Below are 19943 nucleotides of genomic sequence, written 5' to 3' on the forward strand. Positions count from 1 at the left end.
GCAGAGAAAAAGCGATGCGAACAAAGTGCCGCGACCCCATTATCAACATCGTCTGCTGGAAAACCACTTGGTCTTTTGACTAAGGATGTTACAAGGTTGGCCCCAGCGATGATCTTTTCCAGCGAAAGGGAAGCCCTTATCTGCCCATGAGCACTCGGCAAGGCGCATTACGCCTGACTTTGAACTACCTGATAGCCGCCGGCCTGTGGATCGTGTTCAGCGACTTGCTGCTGGCATCGCTCGAACTCACGGCCCGACAGACGGAGCAGGTTCAGGTCTGGAAAGGCCTGGTATTCGTGTTGCTGACAAGCGCCCTGCTGTACCTGACGATCAGCCGCCATCTCGGCCGCCAGGCGCGAATCGGCACGGCGCTGCGCGCCAGCGAAGAACGCCTCAGCCTGGCCTTGTCGGCCACCGAAGACGGCCTCTGGGACTGGGACCTACGCCGCCAGAGCGTGTACTACTCGCCGGGTTACCACGCGCTGCTGGGCATGCGCGATGGCGAGCTGAGCGATGATCGCGACCAGTGGCTGCAATTGCTGCACCCTGAGGATCGCCCGGCTTATCAGCGAGCCCTCGACGAACTGATGCAGGCGAGCGAAGACACCGCCTACGAAAACAGCTATCGCCTGCGCCACCGCGACGGCAGCTACCGCTGGGTGTTGTCGCGCGGCCGCCTGCAACTCGATGCCCAGGGTCGACCCGAGCGCTTCATCGGCACCGTCAAGGACATCACCCAGCGCCGCGCCGATGCCGACAGCTTGCGCCAGGCGGCGGCGGTGTTCGAATCGACCCAGGAAGGCGTGCTCGTCACCGATGCACAGCAGACCATCGTGCACATCAATCCGGCATTCAGCCGGATCACCGGTTACAGCGAGGCGGAAATCCTCGGCAAGCACCCGACCCTGCTCAAGTCGGGCCGTCACGACGCCGCGTTCTACCAGCATCTCTGGCACACGCTGCAGACCCAGGGCATCTGGAGCGGCGAGGTATGGAACCGCCGCAAGAACGGCGAAATCTATCCACAGTGGCAGTGCATCCGCGCCGTCCGCGGAGATCACGGCCTGCTCAGCCACTACGTGGCGGTGTTTTCCGACATCAGCGTGCTCAAGCATTCACAGCAGGAACTCGACCACCTCGCCCACCACGATGCGCTGAGCAACCTGCCCAACCGCCTGCTGTTCAGCGAGCGTGTCGAGCATGCCCTGCAGCGCGCCCGACGCGACGATGATCGCGGCGCCGTGCTGGTCGTGGACCTGGATCACTTCAAGCACATCAACGAAAGCCTTGGCCACAACGTCGGCGACCTGTTGCTCAAGGCTACCGGTGAGCGGCTGGCCAGCAGGCTCGGCAGCGGCAGTACCCTCGCCCGCCTCGGTGGCGACGAGTTCGCCGTGCTCAGCGAAGACTGCACCCAGGCCGAGCAGGCTGCGCACTTGGCGCAATCGCTGATCGACTGCCTGAACGCGCCGTTTCTGCTCGATGGCCAAGAGCTGTTCATCTCGGCCAGCGTCGGTATCTGCCTGTATCCCGACGACGCGAAAACCGTCGATGACGTGCTGCGCAACGCCGACTCGGCGCTGTTCAAGGCCAAGAGCAGTGGCCGCGAGGGCTTCGCGTTCTACGATCAGGAACAGACCGAGTACGCCCGCCAGCGCGTGGAGCTGATCGCCGGCATGCGTCACGCCATCGAGAACGACGAACTTCGCGTGCATTACCAACCCCTGCACAGCCTGACCGACAACCGACTGATAGGGGTCGAAGCCCTGGTGCGCTGGCAGCACCCGCAGCGTGGCTTGGTGCCGCCCGGTGAATTCATCCCGATCGCCGAAGACAGCGGCATGATCAGCGCCATCGACGCCTGGGTACTCGAACAGGCGTGCCGGCAGATGGTCGCCTGGCGCGGCGCCGGGCACCATCTGCAGTTCGTCGCGGTGAACATTTCCAGCCGTCTGTTCAGCCGCGGCGAGCTGGATCAGCGCGTCGCCCAGGTGCTGGCCAACACCGGTCTGCCGGCAAGCTGCCTGGAACTGGAAGTGACGGAAAGCGCGGTGATGGACGACCCGGATCAGGCCCAGGCCCTGCTCGAACGCCTGCGCGCCCTGGGCGTGCGCCTGGCGATCGACGACTTCGGCACCGGCTACAGCTCGCTGGCGCGCTTGAAACGCCTGCCGGTGCACAAGCTCAAGCTCGACCAGAGCTTCGTGGCCGGCCTGCCCCATGACAAGGACGACCTGGCGATCACCCGCGCGGTCATCGCCCTGGCGCACAGCATGGAAATGAAGGTGTTGGCCGAAGGCGTAGAGCGTGCCGAGCAGCTGGAGCACCTGCGCCAACTGGGCTGCGACTATGTTCAGGGGTACTTCATCGGCCGCCCGGTTGCCGCGCAGGATCTGCAGCTGGCGTGAGCAACGCCCCGCCAGCCGTCGGTTTTAGAACCTGTTCAATCTTTCAGCCCAGATTCATCGACTTTGACGGCTAAGTGGGGCGTGAGCGGCCGATTGTTCCCATAAGATGGACTGGCAACTATCTGTGGGAGCGGGCCATGCCCGGAAAAAATAACGGGTATGGACTGGGCGTACCCACCCGTTCCCACAGCTAAAGCTACGATGGCAGCGTTTGCCTTGTAGTTGGCGCTGCATGCGCATACAGGACTTTGACCAGGCGCTTTAGAACAGCGCCTTGCGCGCCTCGCTGGTCAGGACTTGCTCGGGGCGCTGAGCAACGGCTTCGGCAACCTGATACGCACGCTGCACCGCTGGCCTCTTACCCATGCGCGCCAGCCAGGCGGCCATGTTGGGGAAGTCCTCGAGACGTTGGCGCTGCAGTTCCCAACCCTTGGCCCAAGGATAGATGGCCATGTCGGCGATCGAATAGTCGCCGGCCACGTACTCACGCCGCTCCAACTGACGGTCCAGTACGCCATACAGGCGCGCCGTCTCCTTCACGTAGCGGTCGATGGCGTAGGGAATCTGTTCCGGCGCGAAGCGTACGAAGTGGTGGTTCTGCCCGGCCATTGGCCCCAGCCCGCCCATCTGCCAGTGCAGCCATTGCTGGACCTGCACGCGCAAACGCGGTTGCAGCGGCATGAAGCGCCCGATCTTGTCGGTCAGGTACTCGAGAATCGCACCGGACTCGAACACCGAGATCGGCTCGCCGCCGTCAGTGGGATTGTTGTCGACGATGGCCGGGATCCGGTTGTTCGGCGAGATCTTCAGAAACGCCGGCTCGAATTGCTGGCCCTCGCCGATATTGACCGGATGCATGTGGTAATCCAGCCCACTTTCCTCGAGAAAGATGCTGATCTTGTGGCCGTTGGGGGTCGTCCAGTAATGGAGATCGATCATGGGGCGCTCCTGTCGAGTGATGGCGGGGCCTGCCGGCGCCGGAGGCGATGCATGAATCTTGGAGCCGGGCGCCGCGCGCAGAGTTCAGCCGCGGTGACCCACTGGACGGTGGCGGCGTCCAGCATGCGCTTCGAATGCGCAATCGGCCGCTCGCACTGAACGATGCAGGCAAGGCACAATCGAAACGCCGCGTTGAGCAGCGTGTCAGTCATTTTCCCTAAAGGTCGCGATCCGGATGCCGTCCCCCTCTTTGCGCCACTCGCTGCGTCGCCTCTGGGCATTGGACAAGTTCAGCTACAGCCTGCGGGTGTTCATTGCCCTGGGCGGCAGCCTGGCGCTGTGCTGGCATCAGGGCTGGATGCACAGCCTGATTCCGCTGTTCCTCGGCGTGATCGCCAGCGCCCTGGCGGAGATCGATGACAGCTGGCAGGGCCGGCTTACCGCGTTGCTGGTCACCTTGGGCTGCTTCAGCGCCGCGGCCTATACGGTCGAGTTCCTGTTCCCCTATCCCTGGCTGTTCGTCAGCGCCCTGGCGCTGTCGGCCTTTTTCCTGACCATGCTCGGCGCCCTGGGCGAGCGTTTCGCCACGCTCGGCTCGGCCACGCTGATCCTGGCGGTGTACAGCATGATCGGCGTGGAACAGCGCGGTGGCATTGCCGGCCTGTGGCTGGAACCCTTGCTGCTGGTGGCAGGCGCCGCCTGGTATGGCGTGCTGTCGGTGCTCTGGCATGCCTTGTTCGCCCACCAACCGGTGCAGCAGAGCCTGGCCCGGTTGTTCCGTGAGCTGGGGCTGTACCTCAAACTCAAGGCAGCACTATTCGAGCCGCTGCGCCAGCTGGATGTGGAAGCGCGGCGTCTGGACCTGGCCAAACAGAATGGCCGGGTGGTGGCAGCGCTCAATGCCACCAAGGAAATCATTCTGCACCGCGTCGGCAATGGCCGCCCCGGCCCCAAGGTCAGCCGCTATCTGAAACTGTACTTTCTCGCCCAGGACATTCACGAGCGCGCCAGCTCTTCGCACTATCCCTACAACGCCCTGGCCGAAGCCTTCTTCCACAGCGACGTGATGTTCCGCTGCCAGCGTCTGTTGCGCCTGCACGGCAAGGCCTGTCATGCCCTGGCCCAGGCCATCGAGCTGCGCCAGCCATTCGAGTACGGCGAGCACTACAGCCAGGCCCAGGCCGACCTGCAGGCGTCGCTGGAGCACCTGCGTATCCAGAGCAACCCGGCGTGGCGCCATCTGCTGCGCTCGCTCGGCGCCCTGGCCGGTAACCTCGGCACACTCGACCGCCTGCTCGGCAGCGCCAGCAACCCTGATGCCCTGGCCGAGGAGCAGGACAGCTCGCTACTCGACCGCGAGCCGCAATCGCTGCGCGATGTATGGGAGCGCATCCGCCTGCAGCTCACCCCGACGTCGCTGCTGTTCCGCCATGCCCTGCGCCTGTCCATCGCCCTGGCTGCCGGTTACGGTGTACTGCACTGGATTCACCCGACCCAGGGCTACTGGATCCTGCTGACCACCCTGTTCGTCTGCCAACCCAACTATGGCGCCACGCGCATGAAGCTGGTGCAGCGCATCGTCGGCACCGTACTGGGCCTGCTGCTGGGCTGGGCGCTGATCGACCTGTTCCCGGCGCAGCTGATCCAGGCCTTCTTCGCCGTCGCTGCCGGCGTGGTGTTCTTCGCCACCCGCTCCAGTCGCTACACCGTGGCCACGGCGGCCATCACCCTGCTGGTGCTGCTCTGCTTCAACCAGGTGGGCGACGGTTACGGGCTGATCCTGCCGCGTCTGTTCGATACCCTGCTCGGCAGCCTGATCGCCGGCCTGGCGGTGTTCTTGATCCTGCCGGACTGGCAGGGCCGCAGGCTCAATCGCGTAGTGGCCAACACCCTCAGCTGCAACAGCACCTACCTGCGACAGATCATGCGCCAGTACGCCGAAGGCAAGCGCGACGACCTCGCCTATCGTCTGGCCCGGCGCAATGCCCACAACGCCGACGCGGCGCTGTCGACCACCCTGGGCAATATGTTGATGGAGCCAGGGCACTTTCGTAAGGAGGCGGATATCGGCTTCCGCTTCCTGGTGCTCTCCCACACCTTGCTCAGCTACCTGTCAGGCCTGGGCGCCCATCGTGGCGAAGCCCTGCTGGCCGACGAGCAGAACGAGCTGCCGGCCAGCGCCCTGCGCCTGGCCGACAGCCTCGACGAGATTGCCCGCGGCCTGAGCGAACAGACACCCGTCGCGATCCAGAGCGATCATGAAGAGCACCTCGCCAGCTGCCTGGAGCAGATACCCGATGACCTGGACGACGCTCAGCGCCTGGTGCAAACCCAGCTCTCGCTGATTGCCCGACAGCTCGGCCCGCTGCGCACGCTGGCGGCGCACCTGCTCAAGAACCGCGAAAAGTCGGTAAGCGGAGTCTGATCACCATGGATAAGCACGCCATCGTGCAGCAGGTCATCGAGCGGCTCGGCCTCGAGCTGCATGCCGCCGAACAGGCGGCGCGGGTCGCCCATGAAACGGCCACCCACGAAGAGAACATCGCCGAGAACAAATACGACACCCTCGGGCTGGAAGCTGCCTACCTGGCAGCCGGACAGGCTCGCCGCGTGGAAGAGATCGGCCTGCGCCTGCGCGTCTGGCGCCAGTTGCAGGTGCGCGCCTATGACGCTACCCATGGCATTCGGCTGACCAGCCTGGTACTGCTGGCCGACGATAACGACCAGCAGCAATGGCTGTTTCTCGGCCCGGAGGGGGCGGCGATCAAGGTGCAGGTCGGGCAGCGCACGATTCTCGTGCTGAGCCCCGATGCGCCGCTAGGCCAGCGTCTGCTAGGGCGACATGTCGGTGACGAGGTCGAGCTGACCGTAGCCGGACGCTCGCAGCACCACGCGATCATCGACGCCTACTGAACTTGACCTGGCGCAGCGGCCTGCAGGTCGCGCCAGGTCAGGTACAGGCGCAGGTCGAACTCCAGTTGCTGGTAGTCCGGCAGCATGTATTCGCAGAGTTTGTAGAACGCCTTGTTGTGGTCGCTTTCCTTCAGGTGTGCCAACTCGTGCACCACGATCATCTGCAGGAACTGCGGCGCCGCCTCGCGAAACAGCGACGCGACGCGAATCTCCTTCTTGGCCTTGAGCTTGCCGCCCTGCACCCGGGAGATGGCGGTATGCAGGCCGAGGGCACGGTGGGTCAGATCGAGGCGATTGTCGAACAGCACCTTGTCGATGGCCGGCGCATTCTTCAGGTGCTCCTGCTTGAGCGCCATTACGTAGGCATACAGGGCCTTGTCACTCTGGATCGCATGGCGACCCTGATAGCGTTGCGCCAGATAATCACCGAGGCGCTCGCCGGTGATCATCTGGCGAACCTGTTCCTGCAAGGAAGCGGGATAACCCTGGAGGTACTTCAGCGGCGTCATGGGCGTTCACGATGGAGGGGCTGGCGGCTGATTATGCCTCAACCTACAGCGGTACCACGCGCAGCAACCGGCCCTCTTCGTTGTCGGTGAGCAGATACAGCGCGCCGTCCGGGCCATCGTAGACCCCGCGTATGCGCTCCTCCAGCTCTTCGAAAAGGATGTCCTCGCCAGCCAAACGGCCCGCATCGAGCCGTACCCGGCGCACGCTCTTTTCGGCAAGGGTGGAGACGAACAGATCGCCTTTCCAGTGCGGGAAGCGGTCACCGGTGTACAACGCCAGCCCGGACGGCGCCACCGATGGTGTCCAGTGCAGTTCAGGCGGCAGATAACCCGGGAGTTCGGTGAATGGCGTGACCATCGCCCCGGTGTAATCGACGCCAAAGGAGGTCAGCGGCCAGCCGTAGTTGCCACCGGGCTGCAGCAGGTTCAGCTCGTCACCACCTTCGGGGCCGTGCTCGTGGATGTAAAGGCGCTCATGCTGATGATCGTAGACGACGCCTTGAATGTTGCGGTGCCCCAGGCTGTAGATTTCCTCGGCAGCACCCGATTGGCCACGCAGCGGGTTGTCCTGCGGAACGCTGCCGTCGCGGTTCAAACGCACCGTCTTGCCCAAATGGTTGGCCGGGTTCTGCGCCTGCTCACGCTGGTCGAAGCCATCGCCCAAGGTCAGTAGCAGGGTGTCATCGGGCAGGAAAGCGATTCGACCGCCATAATGGGAGGCGCCCGCCTTGGCCGGCTGAGCGGTGAACAGTACCTGAAAATCGCGCAGCTCGCCGTCGACCAAGCGAGCGCGGGCCAGCCGCGTGTTGTTGGCATCGAGCTCGCCATGGGCGTAGCTGAGGTAAATCCACGGATCGTTGGCGAAGTGCGGGTCCAGCACCACTTCCATCAACCCCGCTTGAGTGTCCACGAAGGGTGTCGGCAGCCCCTTGATCGGTTCGGCCTGTAATTTGCCCTGGGCATCGATCAGGCGCAGCTGCCCGGTACGCTCGGTCACCAGCATGCGCCCATCCGGCAGAAATGCCATGGCCCAGGGATGTGCCAGCCCGCCAGTAACGGTTTCGATCCGATAATCGGCGTGGGCCAGCGCACCTGCGCAGATGCCCACTACCAGCAAAAGAGCTTTCACCATCACACCCTTGATTGTAGAAGAGACCATCAGCGGGCGGCGCCGCTGAAACGTGCGAACACCAGGCTGCCCAGGCTGCTGCAGAACATCAGCGAAAGCGTCCCGGCCAGGGAGCGATTGGCGCCGATCAAGGTTGGCATTGGCGCCACGGCATTTGCGAAGATCAGCGCCAGCAACATCGCCAGAGCGCCAGCAAGCAGAAAGGCCAGCCAGCGCAGCACACCCTGGGCGGGTGCGAGCCAGGAAGTCAGCGGCAAGGCGACGAGGAAGGCAGCGACCACCAAAGCCGCGAGGGTGGGGCTGAACCCCAGCAGATCATGGGCCGTGGTTCTCAGGCGAATGCCTGGAGGAATATCGGCGCCGAGTTGCTGCAGGGCGGCAAGGTTGAACTGGGTTTGAACGATGCTGCCGAGCACGGTGGCAACCAGCACGGCCAACCCGAATGGCAGCCACGGGCGATAGTTTTGAGGCATGGGAGCCAACATCCTGAAACACGAGGCGCCAGTATGGCGCAGCGCCTACGAGATGACGGATCAGGAGTTTTACATAGTTTTTCGTGAGGCAACGATTATCCGCGACCGCACATTTACGGCAAAAACACCGCCGTGAAATCGCCCCGGCCAAATGCAGAAAAGCCGCCTGCCCATCACGGGCAGGCGGCTTTCGGGGCAATTGCCAGGCGCTGCGATCAGTTGACCTTGGCGGTCAGCTCACCCTTGGCATAACGCTGGAACATGCCTTCCAGGGAGATCGGCTTGATCCTGGACGCATTGCCGGCGGTGCCGAAGGCTTCGTAGCGGGCGATGCAGACGTCACGCATGGCTTCCACAGTCTTGGCGAAATATTTGCGCGGGTCGAACTCGGCCGGATTCTGTGCCATGAAACGACGGATCGCACCCGTGGAGGCCAGACGCAGATCGGTGTCGATATTGACCTTGCGGACGCCGTACTTGATGCCCTCGACGATTTCCTCGACCGGCACGCCGTAGGTTTCCTTGATGTCACCACCGTACTCGTTGATGATCGCCAGCCAATCCTGTGGCACCGAGCTGGAGCCGTGCATCACCAGGTGAGTGTTGGGGATGCGCTTGTGAATTTCCTTGATGCGCTCGATGGACAGCACATCGCCAGTTGGTGGCTTGGTGAATTTGTAGGCACCGTGGCTGGTGCCGATGGCGATGGCCAGAGCGTCGACCTGAGTGGCCTTGACGAAGGCCGCGGCTTCTTCCGGGTCGGTCAGCAGCTGGCTGTGATCGAGTACGCCTTCGGCGCCAACGCCATCTTCTTCGCCGGCCATGCCGGTTTCCAGGCTACCCAGGCAGCCCAGCTCACCCTCGACCGAAACGCCGCAGGCGTGGGCGAAGGCAACGGTCTGCTGGGTGACACGTACGTTGTAGTCGTAGTCGGCGGGGGTCTTGCCGTCTTCCTTGAGCGAGCCGTCCATCATCACCGAGCTGAAACCCAGCTGGATGGAGCGCTGGCAAACGTCCGGGCTGGTGCCGTGATCCTGGTGCATGCACACCGGGATGTGCGGGAATTCTTCGATCGCAGCGAGGATCAGGTGGCGCAGGAACGGCGCACCGGCGTACTTACGGGCACCCGCGGAGGCCTGGACGATAACCGGCGAATCGGTCTTGTCGGCAGCTTCCATGATGGCGCGCATCTGCTCGAGGTTGTTGACGTTGAAGGCCGGCACGCCATAGCCGAATTCGGCGGCGTGGTCGAGCATCTGGCGCATGCTGATAAGTGCCATGTTTTGCTATCTCCCGATAGGGCTCGTTGATCGTGCAAGCCTGCCGCAGTGGCAGGCGCTATTCAAGTTTGCGCGAGTGGGGCAGCCCGCTCGCGGGTCATTCAGGGCGCCTTGCAGCCGCGCCCGAGCAAATCGTCATTGGCGGTGCGGTAGACCAGACCTTCTTCACCCTTGGCATGGAAGGACAGCGTGCCGTCGCTGTACAGCTCACCGGAGCCGGACGGCTCCAGGCTCAGTCGGTGAACGATATCGCTGCCGCCCATGCGCAGATCGACCTGTTCGTGAGCCGGGTCGGCGTAACGCCAGAACACCTCGGCCTGGCTGTCACAGACCCAGCGGTTCCATTGTTGGCTATCGGCGTAGTCCTTGCCGGCACAACCGGCCAACATGGCCAACCCAAGCAATGCAGCAGCGTATTTATAACGGTTCATCGCAATCTCCTTGCCTTAGCAGTTCTGTTCGCCTACAGGCGGCGTCGAGTCACCTGTGCTCTGTCCTTCGATGCGCTGATCTTCGCGCGTGGTCGGCAGATCGATCTCCGCCGGGCTCAAGACACGGCAAGCGTCGTCGCGTGGCGATCCGCCACCTGCGCATCCGCCAAGAACCACACACATCATCAGTACCACGGCCGCGTTACGCATAGGGGTCACTCCTTGCTGGCTGATTTCCATACAAGGGTAATGACCACCGCGGCCCGCCAAGGTTTAGGGTCTGTACCAAATGGCCCGCACCGACCCCCACCGTCTGCAGTCAATTACTCGGCTGCACGCTTGTGCAGGATTTCCACTGCCGGCAGTACCTTGCCCTCGACGAACTCGAGGAAAGCGCCGCCGCCGGTGGAGATATAGGAGATGCGCGAGGCGACGTCGTACTTGTCGATGGCCGCCAGGGTATCGCCGCCGCCAGCGATGGAGAACGCCGGGCTTTCGGCAATGGCCAGGGCCAGGGCCTTGGTGCCTTCACCGAACTGATCGAACTCGAACACGCCGACCGGGCCGTTCCACAGGATGGTCTTCGACGCTTTCAACAATTCGGCGAACTGCTTGGCGGTTTGCGGGCCGATGTCGAGAATCATGTCGTCGTCGGCCACCTCGGCGACCGCCTTGACGGTTGCGGCGGCGGACTCGGAGAACTCCTTGGCGACCACCACGTCGACCGGCAGCGGCACGTTGACCTTGGCGGCGATGGCCTTGGCAGTGTCGACCAGGTCAGCCTCGTACAGCGACTTGCCGACCGGAAAACCGGCCGCGGCCAGGAAGGTGTTGGCGATGCCACCACCGACGATCAGCTGATCGCAGATGCCGCTCAGGCTGTTCAACACGTCCAACTTGGTCGACACCTTGGAGCCGGCGACGATTGCCGCCATCGGCTTGGCCGGCGCGCCCAGGGCCTTGCCCAACGCATCCAGCTCGGCGGCCAGCAGCGGACCGGCCGCGGCGACCTTGGCGAACTTGGCAACGCCGTGGGTCGAGCCCTCGGCGCGGTGGGCAGTGCCGAAGGCGTCCATCACGAACACGTCGCACAGGGCGGCGTATTGCTGGGCCAGCTCGTCGGCGTTCTTCTTTTCGCCCTTGTTGAAACGAACGTTCTCGAACAGCACCAGCTCACCGGCCTTCAGTTCGACACCGTTCAGGTAGTCCTTGATCAGCGGTACCTCGCGGCCCAGGGCCTTGCTCAGGTAGGCAGCCACCGGCGCCAGGCTGTTCTCTTCGCTGAACTCGCCTTCGGTCGGGCGGCCCAGGTGCGAGCAAACCATTACCGCGGCGCCTTTTTCCAGGGCCTGCTTGATGGTCGGCAGCGCGGCGAGAATGCGCGCATCACTCTTCACAACGCCGTCCTTGACCGGCACGTTGAGGTCTTCACGGATCAGCACGCGCTTACCTTGCAGATCAAGGTCGGCCATTTTCGCGATGTTCAGGGTCATTGAATCAGTCCTTAACAGGGGCTGGTGATAGGTGAGCGGCGGCATCCAGATAATGCACGGCCATGTCGAGCATACGATTGGCGAAGCCCCATTCGTTGTCGAACCAGGCCAGCAGGTTGACCAGGCGAGGCCCGGAAACCCGTGTCTGACTGCCGTCGACGATGGCCGAATGGGGATCATGATTGAAGTCGCAACTGGCGTGCGGCAATTCAGTGTACGCCAGCAGGCCCTGCAATGGCCCCTGTTCGGCGGCCTGGCGCAGGATCCGGTTGATCTCCTCGGCACTGGTGTCGCGGGCGGTCTGCAAGGTGATATCCAGGCAGGACACGTTGACCGTCGGCACCCGAATGGCTTTGGCCTGGATTCGCCCGGCAAGTTCCGGGAGCAACCGCTCGATGCCCCGCGCGAGGCCCGTGGACACCGGAATCACCGACTGGAAGGCCGAGCGCGTACGGCGCAGGTCCTCGTCGTGATAGGCATCGATCACCGGCTGGTCGTTCATCGCCGAGTGGATGGTGGTGATGGAGACGTACTCCAGCCCCACCGCCTCGTCGAGCAGCTTGAGCAGCGGCACCCCGCAGTTGGTGGTACAGGATGCGTTGGAGACCAGGCGCTCGCTGCCCGTCAGGCACTGCTGATTGACGCCGTACACCACCGTGGCGTCGACATCGCTCTCACTGGCCATCGGCTGCGACAGCAGCACCCGCGGCGCGCCTGCACGCACGAAGCGCTCGGCCTGCTCGCGCGTGGTGTACTGGCCGGAGCATTCGAGCAACAGATCGATATCCAGCGCACGCCAGTCGACGCTCTCGGGTTCGCGCAGGCGCAGCACCTTGAGCGGTTTGCCGTTGATATGCAGATGGTCCCCGGCGACTTTCACCTCGCCGGGGAAACGCCCGTGGGTGGAGTCGAAACGGGTCAGGTATTCGATGCTGGCCTGGTCGGCCAGGTCGTTGAGCGCGACGATTTCCAGCCGAGCCTCGCCTGCCCGCTCATGCAGCGCACGCAAAACGCAACGACCGATACGGCCATAGCCGTTCAGGGCAACGCGGTAGGTACGATAGGACATCGGCTATCTCGGATGAACCCGTAGGGTGGATCACGCTTTACCGATCCACCGGGCGCTGTAACGATGGATGAGAGGAGCGTCGGTCGCGCGCTCCGATCCACCGTTACAGCGTCGTTCTCACTTAAGCGTCGAGCAGCTCTTCGGCGGTGCCGATGATGTTCTCGACGGTGAACCCGAAGTGCTCGAACAGCTGGCCGGCGGGCGCCGACTCACCGTAGCTTTCCATGCCGATCACGCGGCCTTCGAGGCCGACGTACTTGTACCAGAAGTCCGCATGGGCAGCTTCGATGGCGATCCGCGCGGTGACCTCCAGCGGCAGTACCGACTGCTTGTAGCCAGCGTCCTGCTGGTCGAAGACGTTGGTCGACGGCATCGACACCACGCGAACCTTGCGGCCCTGCTCGGTCAGCTTGTCAGCCGCCTGAATGGCCAGGCCGACTTCCGAACCGGTGGCGATCAGAATCAGCTCAGGCTCGCCGGCGCAGTCCTTGAGCACGTAGCCGCCACGGCTGATGGCCGCTTCGGTTTCATGGTCGCGCAGGTTATGCGGCAGGTTCTGGCGCGAGAAGATCAGCGCGCTCGGGCCGTCCTTGCGCTCGACCGAGTGTTTCCAGGCCACCGCGGCTTCGACGGTATCCGCCGGTCGCCAGGTGTCCAGGTTCGGCGTGGTGCGCAGGCTGGTCAGTTGCTCGACCGGCTGGTGGGTCGGGCCGTCTTCACCGAGGCCGATGGAGTCGTGGGTGAACACGTAGAGCACGCGCAGCTTCATCAGCGCCGACATGCGCACCGCGTTGCGGGCGTACTCCATGAACATCAGGAAGGTCGCGCCGTAAGGGATCAGACCACCGTGCAGGGCGACGCCGTTCATGATCGCGCTCATGCCGAACTCGCGCACGCCGTAGTACATGTAGTTACCCGAAGCATCTTCGGCGACTACCGGCTTGCAGCCCTTCCACAGGGTCAGGTTGGAACCGGCGAGGTCCGCCGAGCCGCCGAGCAGCTCCGGCAGCAGCGGGCCGAAGGCATTCAGGCAGTTCTGGCTGGCCTTGCGGCTGGCGATGGTTTCGCCCTTCTCGGCCACGCCGCGGATGAACGCGCTGGCCTTTTCGGAGAAGTCGGCCGGCAGCTCGCCTGCCATGCGGCGCACGAATTCGTTGGCCAGTTCTGGATGGGCCGCGGAGTAGGCGGCGAAGCGCTGATCCCACTCGGCTTCGGCAGCCAGGCCGGCTTCCTTGGCATTCCACTCGGCGTAGATATCGGCCGGGACTTCGAACGGTGCGTGGTTCCAGTTCAGGGCGGCGCGGGTCAGGGCGATTTCGTCGTGACCCAGGGCGGCGCCGTGGGACTCTTCCTTGCCCTGTTTGTTCGGCGAGCCAAAACCGATGATGGTCTTGCAGCAGATCAGCGTCGGACGATCGCTGGACTTGCGTGCGGTGTCGATGGCCATCTTGATTTCTTCGGCATCGTGGCCGTCGACATTACGGATCACCTGCCAGCCGTAAGCTTCGAAGCGCGCCGGGGTGTCATCGGTGAACCAGCCGTGAACCTCGCCATCGATGGAGATGCCGTTGTCGTCGTAAAAGGCGATCAGCTTGCCCAGGCCCAGGGTGCCGGCGAGGGAGCAGACTTCATGGCTGATGCCTTCCATCATGCAGCCGTCGCCGAGGAACGCGTAGGTATGGTGATCGACGATGTTGTGGCCTTCGCGGTTGAACTGCGCCGCCATGATCTTTTCCGCCAGGGCGAAGCCCACGGCGTTGGCGATACCCTGGCCGAGCGGGCCGGTGGTGGTCTCGACACCTGGTGCATAGCCGTATTCCGGGTGGCCCGGCGTCTTGCTGTGCAATTGGCGAAAGTTCTTCAGGTCGTCGATGGACAGGTCGTAGCCGGTCAGGTGCAGCAGCGAGTAGATCAGCATCGAGCCATGACCGTTGGACAGCACGAAACGGTCACGGTCGGCGAAATTCGGGTTGGCCGGATTGTGCTTCAGGTAGTCACGCCACAGCACTTCGGCGATATCCGCCATCCCCATGGGGGCACCGGGGTGGCCGCTGTTGGCTTTTTGCACGGCATCCATGCTCAGGGCACGAATGGCATTGGCACGCTCACGACGGCTGGGCATCGCTGAATCTCCTGCGGGGTGACTGCCGAAGCAGCTTGGACGAAAAAGGCGCCCATTTTCGCCCAGCGAGCACCATCGGGGCAATGACAGATGGTCTGTCCGCGACGATATTGCAGCGCTTTTTATCCATGGCGGCGCCTGCGCCACGCAAAAAGCCGCCGGGAACACAGCAACCGCAATATCAAAACTTTTTGATATTGCGGTTGCTGGCTGAAAAACGACCGACTAGACTGCGCGCCATGACCCTGCGCGCGCCCTCACTCGATTTCGAGCCCACCGACCTGCTGTCCGCCCTGTGCAAGGCCGCGGGCGACGGCTTGCGCCTCAACGTCCTGCGTGCGCTGAGCAACGACTCGTTTGGCGTGCTGGAGCTGGCGCAGATATTCGCCATCGGCCAGTCGGGCATGAGCCATCACCTCAAGGTGCTGGCCCAGGCCGGCCTGGTGGCGACACGCCGGGAAGGCAACGCGATTTTCTATCGCCGCGCCCTCGCCCATGTCGAAAGCCCCGGCGGCGCCTTGCATGCAGCGCTGCTGCAGGAAGTCGACAACCTGGAACTGCCCGCCGAAGTGCGCCAGCGCGTGGCCCAGGTGCATCAGCAGCGGGCCGCTGCCAGCCGCGATTTCTTCGCCCGCAGCGCCGAGCGCTTCCAGGCTCAGCAAGATCTGATCGCCGGCCTGCCACAGTACCGCGACAGCGTCGTGGCGCTGCTCGACTCGCTGGACTTGCCGGCCCATGCCAGCGCGCTGGAAATCGGCCCTGGCGATGGCGGCTTCCTGCCGGAGCTGGCGCGCCGCTTCAGCCGTGTGACCGCTCTGGACAACAGCGCGGCGATGCTCGAACTCGCTCGCCAGCGCTGCCAGCAAGAGGGCCTGGACAACGTGCAGCTGCACCTGGCCGATGCCCTGCAGGACGCCTACCCCGGCGCCGACTGCGTGGTGCTGAACATGGTGCTGCATCACTTCGCTGCGCCGGCCCAGGCCCTGTGCAAACTGGCCGAACAGGTGAACCCGGGCGGCAGCCTGCTGATCACTGAACTGTGCAGCCACGGTCAGAGCTGGGCCCGCGACACCTGCGGCGATCTCTGGCTAGGCTTCGAACAGGACGATCTCGCCCACTGGGCAATCGCCGCCGGCCTGACGCCAGGCGAAAGCCTGTATGTCGGCCTGCGCAATGGTTTTCAAATTCAGGTGCGGCATTTCCAGCGCACCCTTCCACTCACGCACGTGGCCGAGAGGCCCTCACTCGCCAGGACAACCGATAGATGAGCGAATACTCCCTGTTTACCTCCGAGTCCGTGTCCGAAGGGCACCCGGACAAGATTGCCGACCAGATTTCCGATGCCGTACTCGACGCCATCATCACCCAGGACAAGCACGCCCGTGTGGCCGTGGAAACCCTGGTCAAGACCGGCGTGGCGATCATCGCCGGTGAAGTGACCACCAGCGCCTGGGTCGACCTGGAACAGATCGTCCGCGATGTGATCTGCAACATCGGCTACACCAGCTCGGACGTCGGCTTCGACGGTGCCACCTGCGGTGTGATGAACATCATCGGCAAGCAGTCCCCGGACATCAACCAGGGTGTCGACCGTGCCAAGCCGGAAGACCAGGGCGCCGGCGACCAGGGCCTGATGTTCGGCTATGCCAGCAACGAAACCGACGTGCTGATGCCGGCGCCGATCCGCTTCTCCCACGCCCTGGTCGAGCGCCAGGCCGAAGCGCGCAAATCCGGCCTGCTGCCGTGGCTGCGCCCGGACGCCAAATCCCAGGTCACCTGCCGTTACGAGAACGGCAAGGTAGTCGGCATCGACGCCGTGGTGCTGTCCACCCAGCACAACCCGGACGTATCGCTGTCCGACCTGCGTGAAGCGGTGATGGAGCTGGTGATCAAGCACACCCTGCCGTCCGAACTGCTGCACAAGGACACCCAGTTCCACATCAACCCGACCGGCAACTTCGTGATCGGCGGCCCGGTGGGCGACTGTGGCCTGACCGGCCGCAAGATCATCGTCGACAGCTACGGCGGCATGGCCCGCCATGGCGGCGGCGCATTCTCCGGCAAGGACCCGTCCAAGGTCGACCGCTCGGCAGCCTACGCCGGCCGCTACGTGGCCAAGAACATCGTCGCTGCCGGCCTGGCCGAGCGCTGCGAGATCCAGGTGTCCTACGCCATCGGCGTGGCCCAGCCGACCTCCATCTCGATCAACACCTTCGGCACCAACAAGGTGGCGGAAGAGACCATCATCAAGCTGGTGCGCGACGTCTTCGACCTGCGTCCGTACGCCATCACCAAGATGCTCGACCTGCTGCACCCGATGTACCAGCCGACTGCCGCCTACGGCCACTTCGGCCGCGAGCCGCAGCAACTGACCGTCGGCGCCGACAGCTTCACCAGCTTCACCTGGGAGAAGACCGACAAGGCTGCGGACCTGCGCGCCGCCGCCGGCCTGTAAGCCCTTACGCAGCAGCCAAGGCCCCGCCAGATTCTGGCGGGGCCTTTTTGTTTCACAGGCACCAGTCGATTTGCCGCGACCAGGATCGACATCTAGTCTGAAAAACTCTTCCCCAGGCGCCGACGTGCCGCCTCGACAATTCATCGCCCGAGCAAGGATGCTCCGCCCATGAAAGCCTGGATCGCTGCCTGTATCTTCCTGCCAGTACCCGCCATCGCCCTGGCCGACGACTGCCCGGCGCAGACTCCCGCCCATGCTCGGCAGGCCGCCGAACTGGCGACCCAGGTCGCCCACTGGGACGACGCCTACCACCGCCAGGGTCGCTCGCTGATCAGCGACGAACTCTACGACCAGGCCCGCGCACGCCTCGAACATTGGCAACGCTGCAGCGACGAAGTCACCCGCAACGACCCTCTGCGCGGTACGCAAGGCGACGTCCAGCACCCCGTGGCGCAGACCGGGCTGCGCAAGCTGGCGGATGAGCGCGCCGTCGCGCAGTGGATGGCGAACCGCGATGACCTGTGGATCCAGCCCAAGGTCGATGGTGTGGCGGTAACCCTGCACTACGAAGGCGGCACCCTGCAGCAGGTGATCAGCCGCGGCGACGGCAGCAGCGGCCAGGACTGGACGCCACAGGCGGCACGCATCGATGCTATCCCCAAGCAGTTGAACGAAGGCGGCACACTGATTCTGCAAGGCGAACTCTATCTGCAGCGGCCGGGCCATGTGCAGGCCAGCGAGGGTGGCGCCGCGGCGCGCAGCACCGTGGCAGGCTTCATGGCTCGCCAGGAATTGCAGGAGCAGCAGGCGGCCAGCATCGGCCTGTTCGTCTGGGACTGGCCAAATGGGCCGGCCGACATCCAGCAGCGCCTCGATCGCCTGGCGCGCATGGGCCTCCAGGACAGCCGGACCTACAGCCAGCCCGTCGCCAGCCCCACCGCCGCACAGCGCTGGCGAGAACAGTGGTACCGCAGCCCCCTGCCCTTCGCCACCGACGGCGTGGTGCTGCGCCAGAGCCGGCGCCCCAGCAGCGACCGCTGGCGCGCCGAACCGCCGCACTGGGCAGCGGCCTGGAAATATCCGGCCAGCGAAGCGCTCGCGCTGGTCGAGGCGGTCGAGTTCAGCATTGGCCGTACCGGGCGCATCACCCCGTTGCTGCGCTTGCAGCCGGTGAAGCTCGACGACCGCACCATCCAGGTGGTCAGCGCGGGCTCACTGCAACGTTGGCGGCAACTGGACATTCGCCCCGGCGACCAGATCGCCATCCGCCTGGCCGGGCAGACCATTCCCAAGCTGGAAAGCGTGGTGCTGCAGAGCGCCCTGCGCTCGCCACTGGAAATCCCCGATAACAATGACTACCACGCCCTGAGCTGCCTGCGCGCCTCGCCCGCCTGCACCAGCCAGTTCCACGCCCGCCTCACCTGGCTCAGCGGCAAGCGGGCGTTGAACCTGCACGGCATCGGGGCTGGAACCTGGCAGAAACTGCTCGAGACGCAGCATCTCGACGGGCTGCTCGACTGGCTGCAGCTTGGCGAAGAACAATTACGGACGGTGCCGGGCATCGGCCCGCAAAGCGCCACGATGTTGAGCCAACGTTTCGCCGAGGCTCGGCAGCGTCCGTTTCACGATTGGTTGCGGGCGCTCGGTGCGCCGATCAATCCGGACGGTCTGGCTGCGGACAGCTGGATGCAGTTGCAGCAGCGCAGCCTGGCGCAGTGGCAGGCATTGCCCGGCATCGGCCCGACCCGCGCGGCCCAGCTACAAGCGTTTTTTCAGCACGAGGACATGATCGCGCTGGCCGAGCAGTTGCGCGAAGCGGGCGTGGCGGGCTTCCAGTAGCGGCGAAAGCGCTGGCTGACCGACACCGCCAGCCTTGCCATGGGGCGTCGATCAGCAGCGGGTGAACACGGGCTCAATCCTTGAATTGATCCTTGATGTAAGTGATTTCGGTCTTGCCATGGGGCGCCGGCTGACCGTTCTCGCCAAGGTTCACGAAGACCATCTTGTCGATGGTCAGGATGCTCTTGCGGGTGATCTTGTTACGCACTTCGCAGCGCAGGGTGATCGAGGTGCGGCCGAAATCGGTGGCAGTGATGCCCAGTTCGATGATGTCGCTCTGCCGCGCCGAGGACACGAAGTTGATCTCGGAAATCAGCTTGGTTACCACCCGCTGGCTGCCCAGCTGGATGATGGCGTAAATCGCCGCCTCCTCGTCGATCCACTTGAGCAGGCTGCCACCGAACAGCGTGCCGTTGGGGTTGAGGTCTTCTGGCTTTACCCACTTGCGTGTATGAAAGTTCATGCACCCTCCTGTCCGTCGTTCCATTGGCGGTAATGATCGCAAAGATTGGCGAGCGGATCATTGCCGCGCTATCGATAATGGTTATCGACACAAGCTATCAGGCCAGGTTCGGCAAGGTGGGTGGCGAACGTGCGCCACGCCTGTCGGCATCCGCCGAGAAACGCCGATAGCCGCGATGGAAAGCCTTGGGCTCGCGCGCCGGCACGGCTATAATCGCTCAGTTACAAACGCCCGGGCCTACCGGGCGTTCCCGCCACCTGTCCGAGGGGCGCTGCAGCAACCTGAAAGATTTGTTTCGAATTCCCAAGCCCTGTATTCCCACAATGCTTAGGGGCAGATTCGAATCAACCTTTCAGGCTGTCAGGCTCGGATGGGGCGTTTAGCAAACGCATCAACGGCGCCCACTCGACAATCGTGTGA

General features: G+C 64.0%; 16 protein-coding genes and 1 riboswitch. Of the genes, 6 read left to right on the plus strand and 10 right to left on the minus strand.

Annotated features, from left to right (window positions below):
• The first annotated feature begins 146 nt into the window (after nt 1-146).
• Entirely contained in the window at nt 147-2408 is a 2262-nt protein-coding gene (gene dibA / locus BVH03_RS05630; RefSeq protein WP_075960257.1) for a phosphodiesterase DibA, read from the plus strand.
• A 261-nt stretch (nt 2409-2669) separates the two neighbouring features.
• Here the strand turns inward: dibA and BVH03_RS05635 are convergent, their stop codons facing one another.
• Complete coding sequence (locus tag BVH03_RS05635; protein ID WP_075960258.1) at nt 2670-3347, minus strand: glutathione S-transferase N-terminal domain-containing protein; 678 nt, start codon at nt 3345-3347, stop codon at nt 2670-2672.
• A 235-nt stretch (nt 3348-3582) separates the two neighbouring features.
• Here BVH03_RS05635 and yccS point away from each other — a divergent pair, with 235 nt between their 5' ends.
• On the plus strand, nt 3583-5772 hold the full coding sequence (yccS, locus tag BVH03_RS05645) for a YccS family putative transporter (RefSeq protein WP_075960260.1): 2190 nt from the start codon (nt 3583-3585) through the stop codon (nt 5770-5772).
• Between the two features lie 5 nt (nt 5773-5777).
• Nucleotides 5778-6260, plus strand: coding sequence for a GreA/GreB family elongation factor (locus BVH03_RS05650; protein ID WP_075960261.1), 483 nt, complete (start codon nt 5778-5780; stop codon nt 6258-6260).
• On the opposite strand, the gene BVH03_RS05655 is transcribed toward BVH03_RS05650, so the two are convergent.
• The 8 genes from BVH03_RS05655 to tkt form a co-directional block, all read right to left on the minus strand.
• On the minus strand, nt 6254-6769 hold the full coding sequence (locus tag BVH03_RS05655; protein ID WP_075960262.1) for a M48 family metallopeptidase: 516 nt from the start codon (nt 6767-6769) through the stop codon (nt 6254-6256). The two genes, BVH03_RS05650 and BVH03_RS05655, sit on opposite strands and share 7 nt — an antisense overlap.
• A 43-nt stretch (nt 6770-6812) precedes the next feature.
• On the minus strand, nt 6813-7901 hold the full coding sequence (locus BVH03_RS05660) for a PQQ-dependent sugar dehydrogenase (RefSeq protein WP_075960263.1): 1089 nt from the start codon (nt 7899-7901) through the stop codon (nt 6813-6815).
• Nucleotides 7902-7927: 26 nt separating this feature from the next.
• Nucleotides 7928-8371: a hypothetical protein gene (locus BVH03_RS05665; RefSeq protein ID WP_075960264.1), complete on the minus strand. Its 444-nt coding sequence runs from the start codon at nt 8369-8371 to the stop codon at nt 7928-7930.
• A 215-nt stretch (nt 8372-8586) separates the two neighbouring features.
• A complete protein-coding gene (gene fba / locus BVH03_RS05670) occupies nt 8587-9651 on the minus strand; it encodes a class II fructose-bisphosphate aldolase (RefSeq protein ID WP_075960265.1) in 1065 nt (354 codons plus the stop codon).
• Nucleotides 9652-9752: 101 nt separating this feature from the next.
• Nucleotides 9753-10082, minus strand: a complete 330-nt coding sequence (locus BVH03_RS05675) for an MliC family protein (RefSeq protein ID WP_075960266.1) — start codon at nt 10080-10082, stop codon at nt 9753-9755.
• 323 nt (nt 10083-10405) lie between these two features.
• Nucleotides 10406-11575 carry a phosphoglycerate kinase gene (locus BVH03_RS05685; protein ID WP_371915341.1) on the minus strand — a complete coding sequence of 390 codons (1170 nt, stop codon included), beginning with the start codon at nt 11573-11575 and terminating at the stop codon, nt 10406-10408.
• 4 nt (nt 11576-11579) lie between these two features.
• A complete protein-coding gene (epd, locus tag BVH03_RS05690; RefSeq protein WP_075960268.1) occupies nt 11580-12644 on the minus strand; it encodes an erythrose-4-phosphate dehydrogenase in 1065 nt (354 codons plus the stop codon).
• Nucleotides 12645-12765: 121 nt separating this feature from the next.
• Nucleotides 12766-14766: a transketolase gene (gene tkt, locus BVH03_RS05695; RefSeq protein ID WP_075960269.1), complete on the minus strand. Its 2001-nt coding sequence runs from the start codon at nt 14764-14766 to the stop codon at nt 12766-12768.
• A 239-nt stretch (nt 14767-15005) separates the two neighbouring features.
• Between tkt and BVH03_RS05700 the strand changes: the two genes are divergently transcribed.
• From BVH03_RS05700 to ligB, 3 genes are all read left to right on the plus strand, one after another.
• Entirely contained in the window at nt 15006-16034 is a 1029-nt protein-coding gene (locus BVH03_RS05700; RefSeq protein WP_075960270.1) for a metalloregulator ArsR/SmtB family transcription factor, read from the plus strand.
• Nucleotides 16031-17221 carry a methionine adenosyltransferase gene (gene metK / locus BVH03_RS05705; RefSeq protein WP_075960271.1) on the plus strand — a complete coding sequence of 397 codons (1191 nt, stop codon included), beginning with the start codon at nt 16031-16033 and terminating at the stop codon, nt 17219-17221. The genes BVH03_RS05700 and metK overlap by 4 nt, the downstream gene beginning before the upstream one ends.
• A 168-nt stretch (nt 17222-17389) precedes the next feature.
• On the plus strand, nt 17390-19060 hold the full coding sequence (gene ligB / locus BVH03_RS05710) for an NAD-dependent DNA ligase LigB (RefSeq protein WP_075960272.1): 1671 nt from the start codon (nt 17390-17392) through the stop codon (nt 19058-19060).
• Between the two features lie 73 nt (nt 19061-19133).
• On the opposite strand, the gene BVH03_RS05715 is transcribed toward ligB, so the two are convergent.
• Nucleotides 19134-19523, minus strand: a complete 390-nt coding sequence (locus BVH03_RS05715) for an acyl-CoA thioesterase (protein WP_075960273.1) — start codon at nt 19521-19523, stop codon at nt 19134-19136.
• Between the two features lie 257 nt (nt 19524-19780).
• A riboswitch (S-adenosyl-L-homocysteine riboswitch) is annotated at nt 19781-19933 on the plus strand.
• Nucleotides 19934-19943: the final 10 nt, after the last annotated feature.

Source organism: Pseudomonas sp. PA15(2017) (genome assembly GCF_001945395.1).
In the GTDB taxonomy this organism is placed as follows: Bacteria; Pseudomonadota; Gammaproteobacteria; order Pseudomonadales; family Pseudomonadaceae; genus Aquipseudomonas.

Coding starts and splice junctions, on each gene's coding strand:
- BVH03_RS05635 (WP_075960258.1), bottom strand. CDS start 3,347: ATGATCGATCTCCATTACTGGACGACCCCCAACGGCCACAAGATCAGC.
- yccS (WP_075960260.1), top strand. CDS start 3,583: ATGCCGTCCCCCTCTTTGCGCCACTCGCTGCGTCGCCTCTGGGCATTG.
- BVH03_RS05660 (WP_075960263.1), bottom strand. CDS start 7,901: ATGGTGAAAGCTCTTTTGCTGGTAGTGGGCATCTGCGCAGGTGCGCTG.
- ligB (WP_075960272.1), top strand. CDS start 17,390: ATGAAAGCCTGGATCGCTGCCTGTATCTTCCTGCCAGTACCCGCCATC.
- metK (WP_075960271.1), top strand. CDS start 16,031: ATGAGCGAATACTCCCTGTTTACCTCCGAGTCCGTGTCCGAAGGGCAC.
- BVH03_RS05700 (WP_075960270.1), top strand. CDS start 15,006: ATGACCCTGCGCGCGCCCTCACTCGATTTCGAGCCCACCGACCTGCTG.
- BVH03_RS05655 (WP_075960262.1), bottom strand. CDS start 6,769: ATGACGCCGCTGAAGTACCTCCAGGGTTATCCCGCTTCCTTGCAGGAA.
- BVH03_RS05675 (WP_075960266.1), bottom strand. CDS start 10,082: ATGAACCGTTATAAATACGCTGCTGCATTGCTTGGGTTGGCCATGTTG.
- epd (WP_075960268.1), bottom strand. CDS start 12,644: ATGTCCTATCGTACCTACCGCGTTGCCCTGAACGGCTATGGCCGTATC.
- BVH03_RS05715 (WP_075960273.1), bottom strand. CDS start 19,523: ATGAACTTTCATACACGCAAGTGGGTAAAGCCAGAAGACCTCAACCCC.
- dibA (WP_075960257.1), top strand. CDS start 147: ATGAGCACTCGGCAAGGCGCATTACGCCTGACTTTGAACTACCTGATA.
- BVH03_RS05665 (WP_075960264.1), bottom strand. CDS start 8,371: ATGCCTCAAAACTATCGCCCGTGGCTGCCATTCGGGTTGGCCGTGCTG.
- BVH03_RS05650 (WP_075960261.1), top strand. CDS start 5,778: ATGGATAAGCACGCCATCGTGCAGCAGGTCATCGAGCGGCTCGGCCTC.
- tkt (WP_075960269.1), bottom strand. CDS start 14,766: ATGCCCAGCCGTCGTGAGCGTGCCAATGCCATTCGTGCCCTGAGCATG.
- BVH03_RS05685 (WP_371915341.1), bottom strand. CDS start 11,575: ATGACCCTGAACATCGCGAAAATGGCCGACCTTGATCTGCAAGGTAAG.
- fba (WP_075960265.1), bottom strand. CDS start 9,651: ATGGCACTTATCAGCATGCGCCAGATGCTCGACCACGCCGCCGAATTC.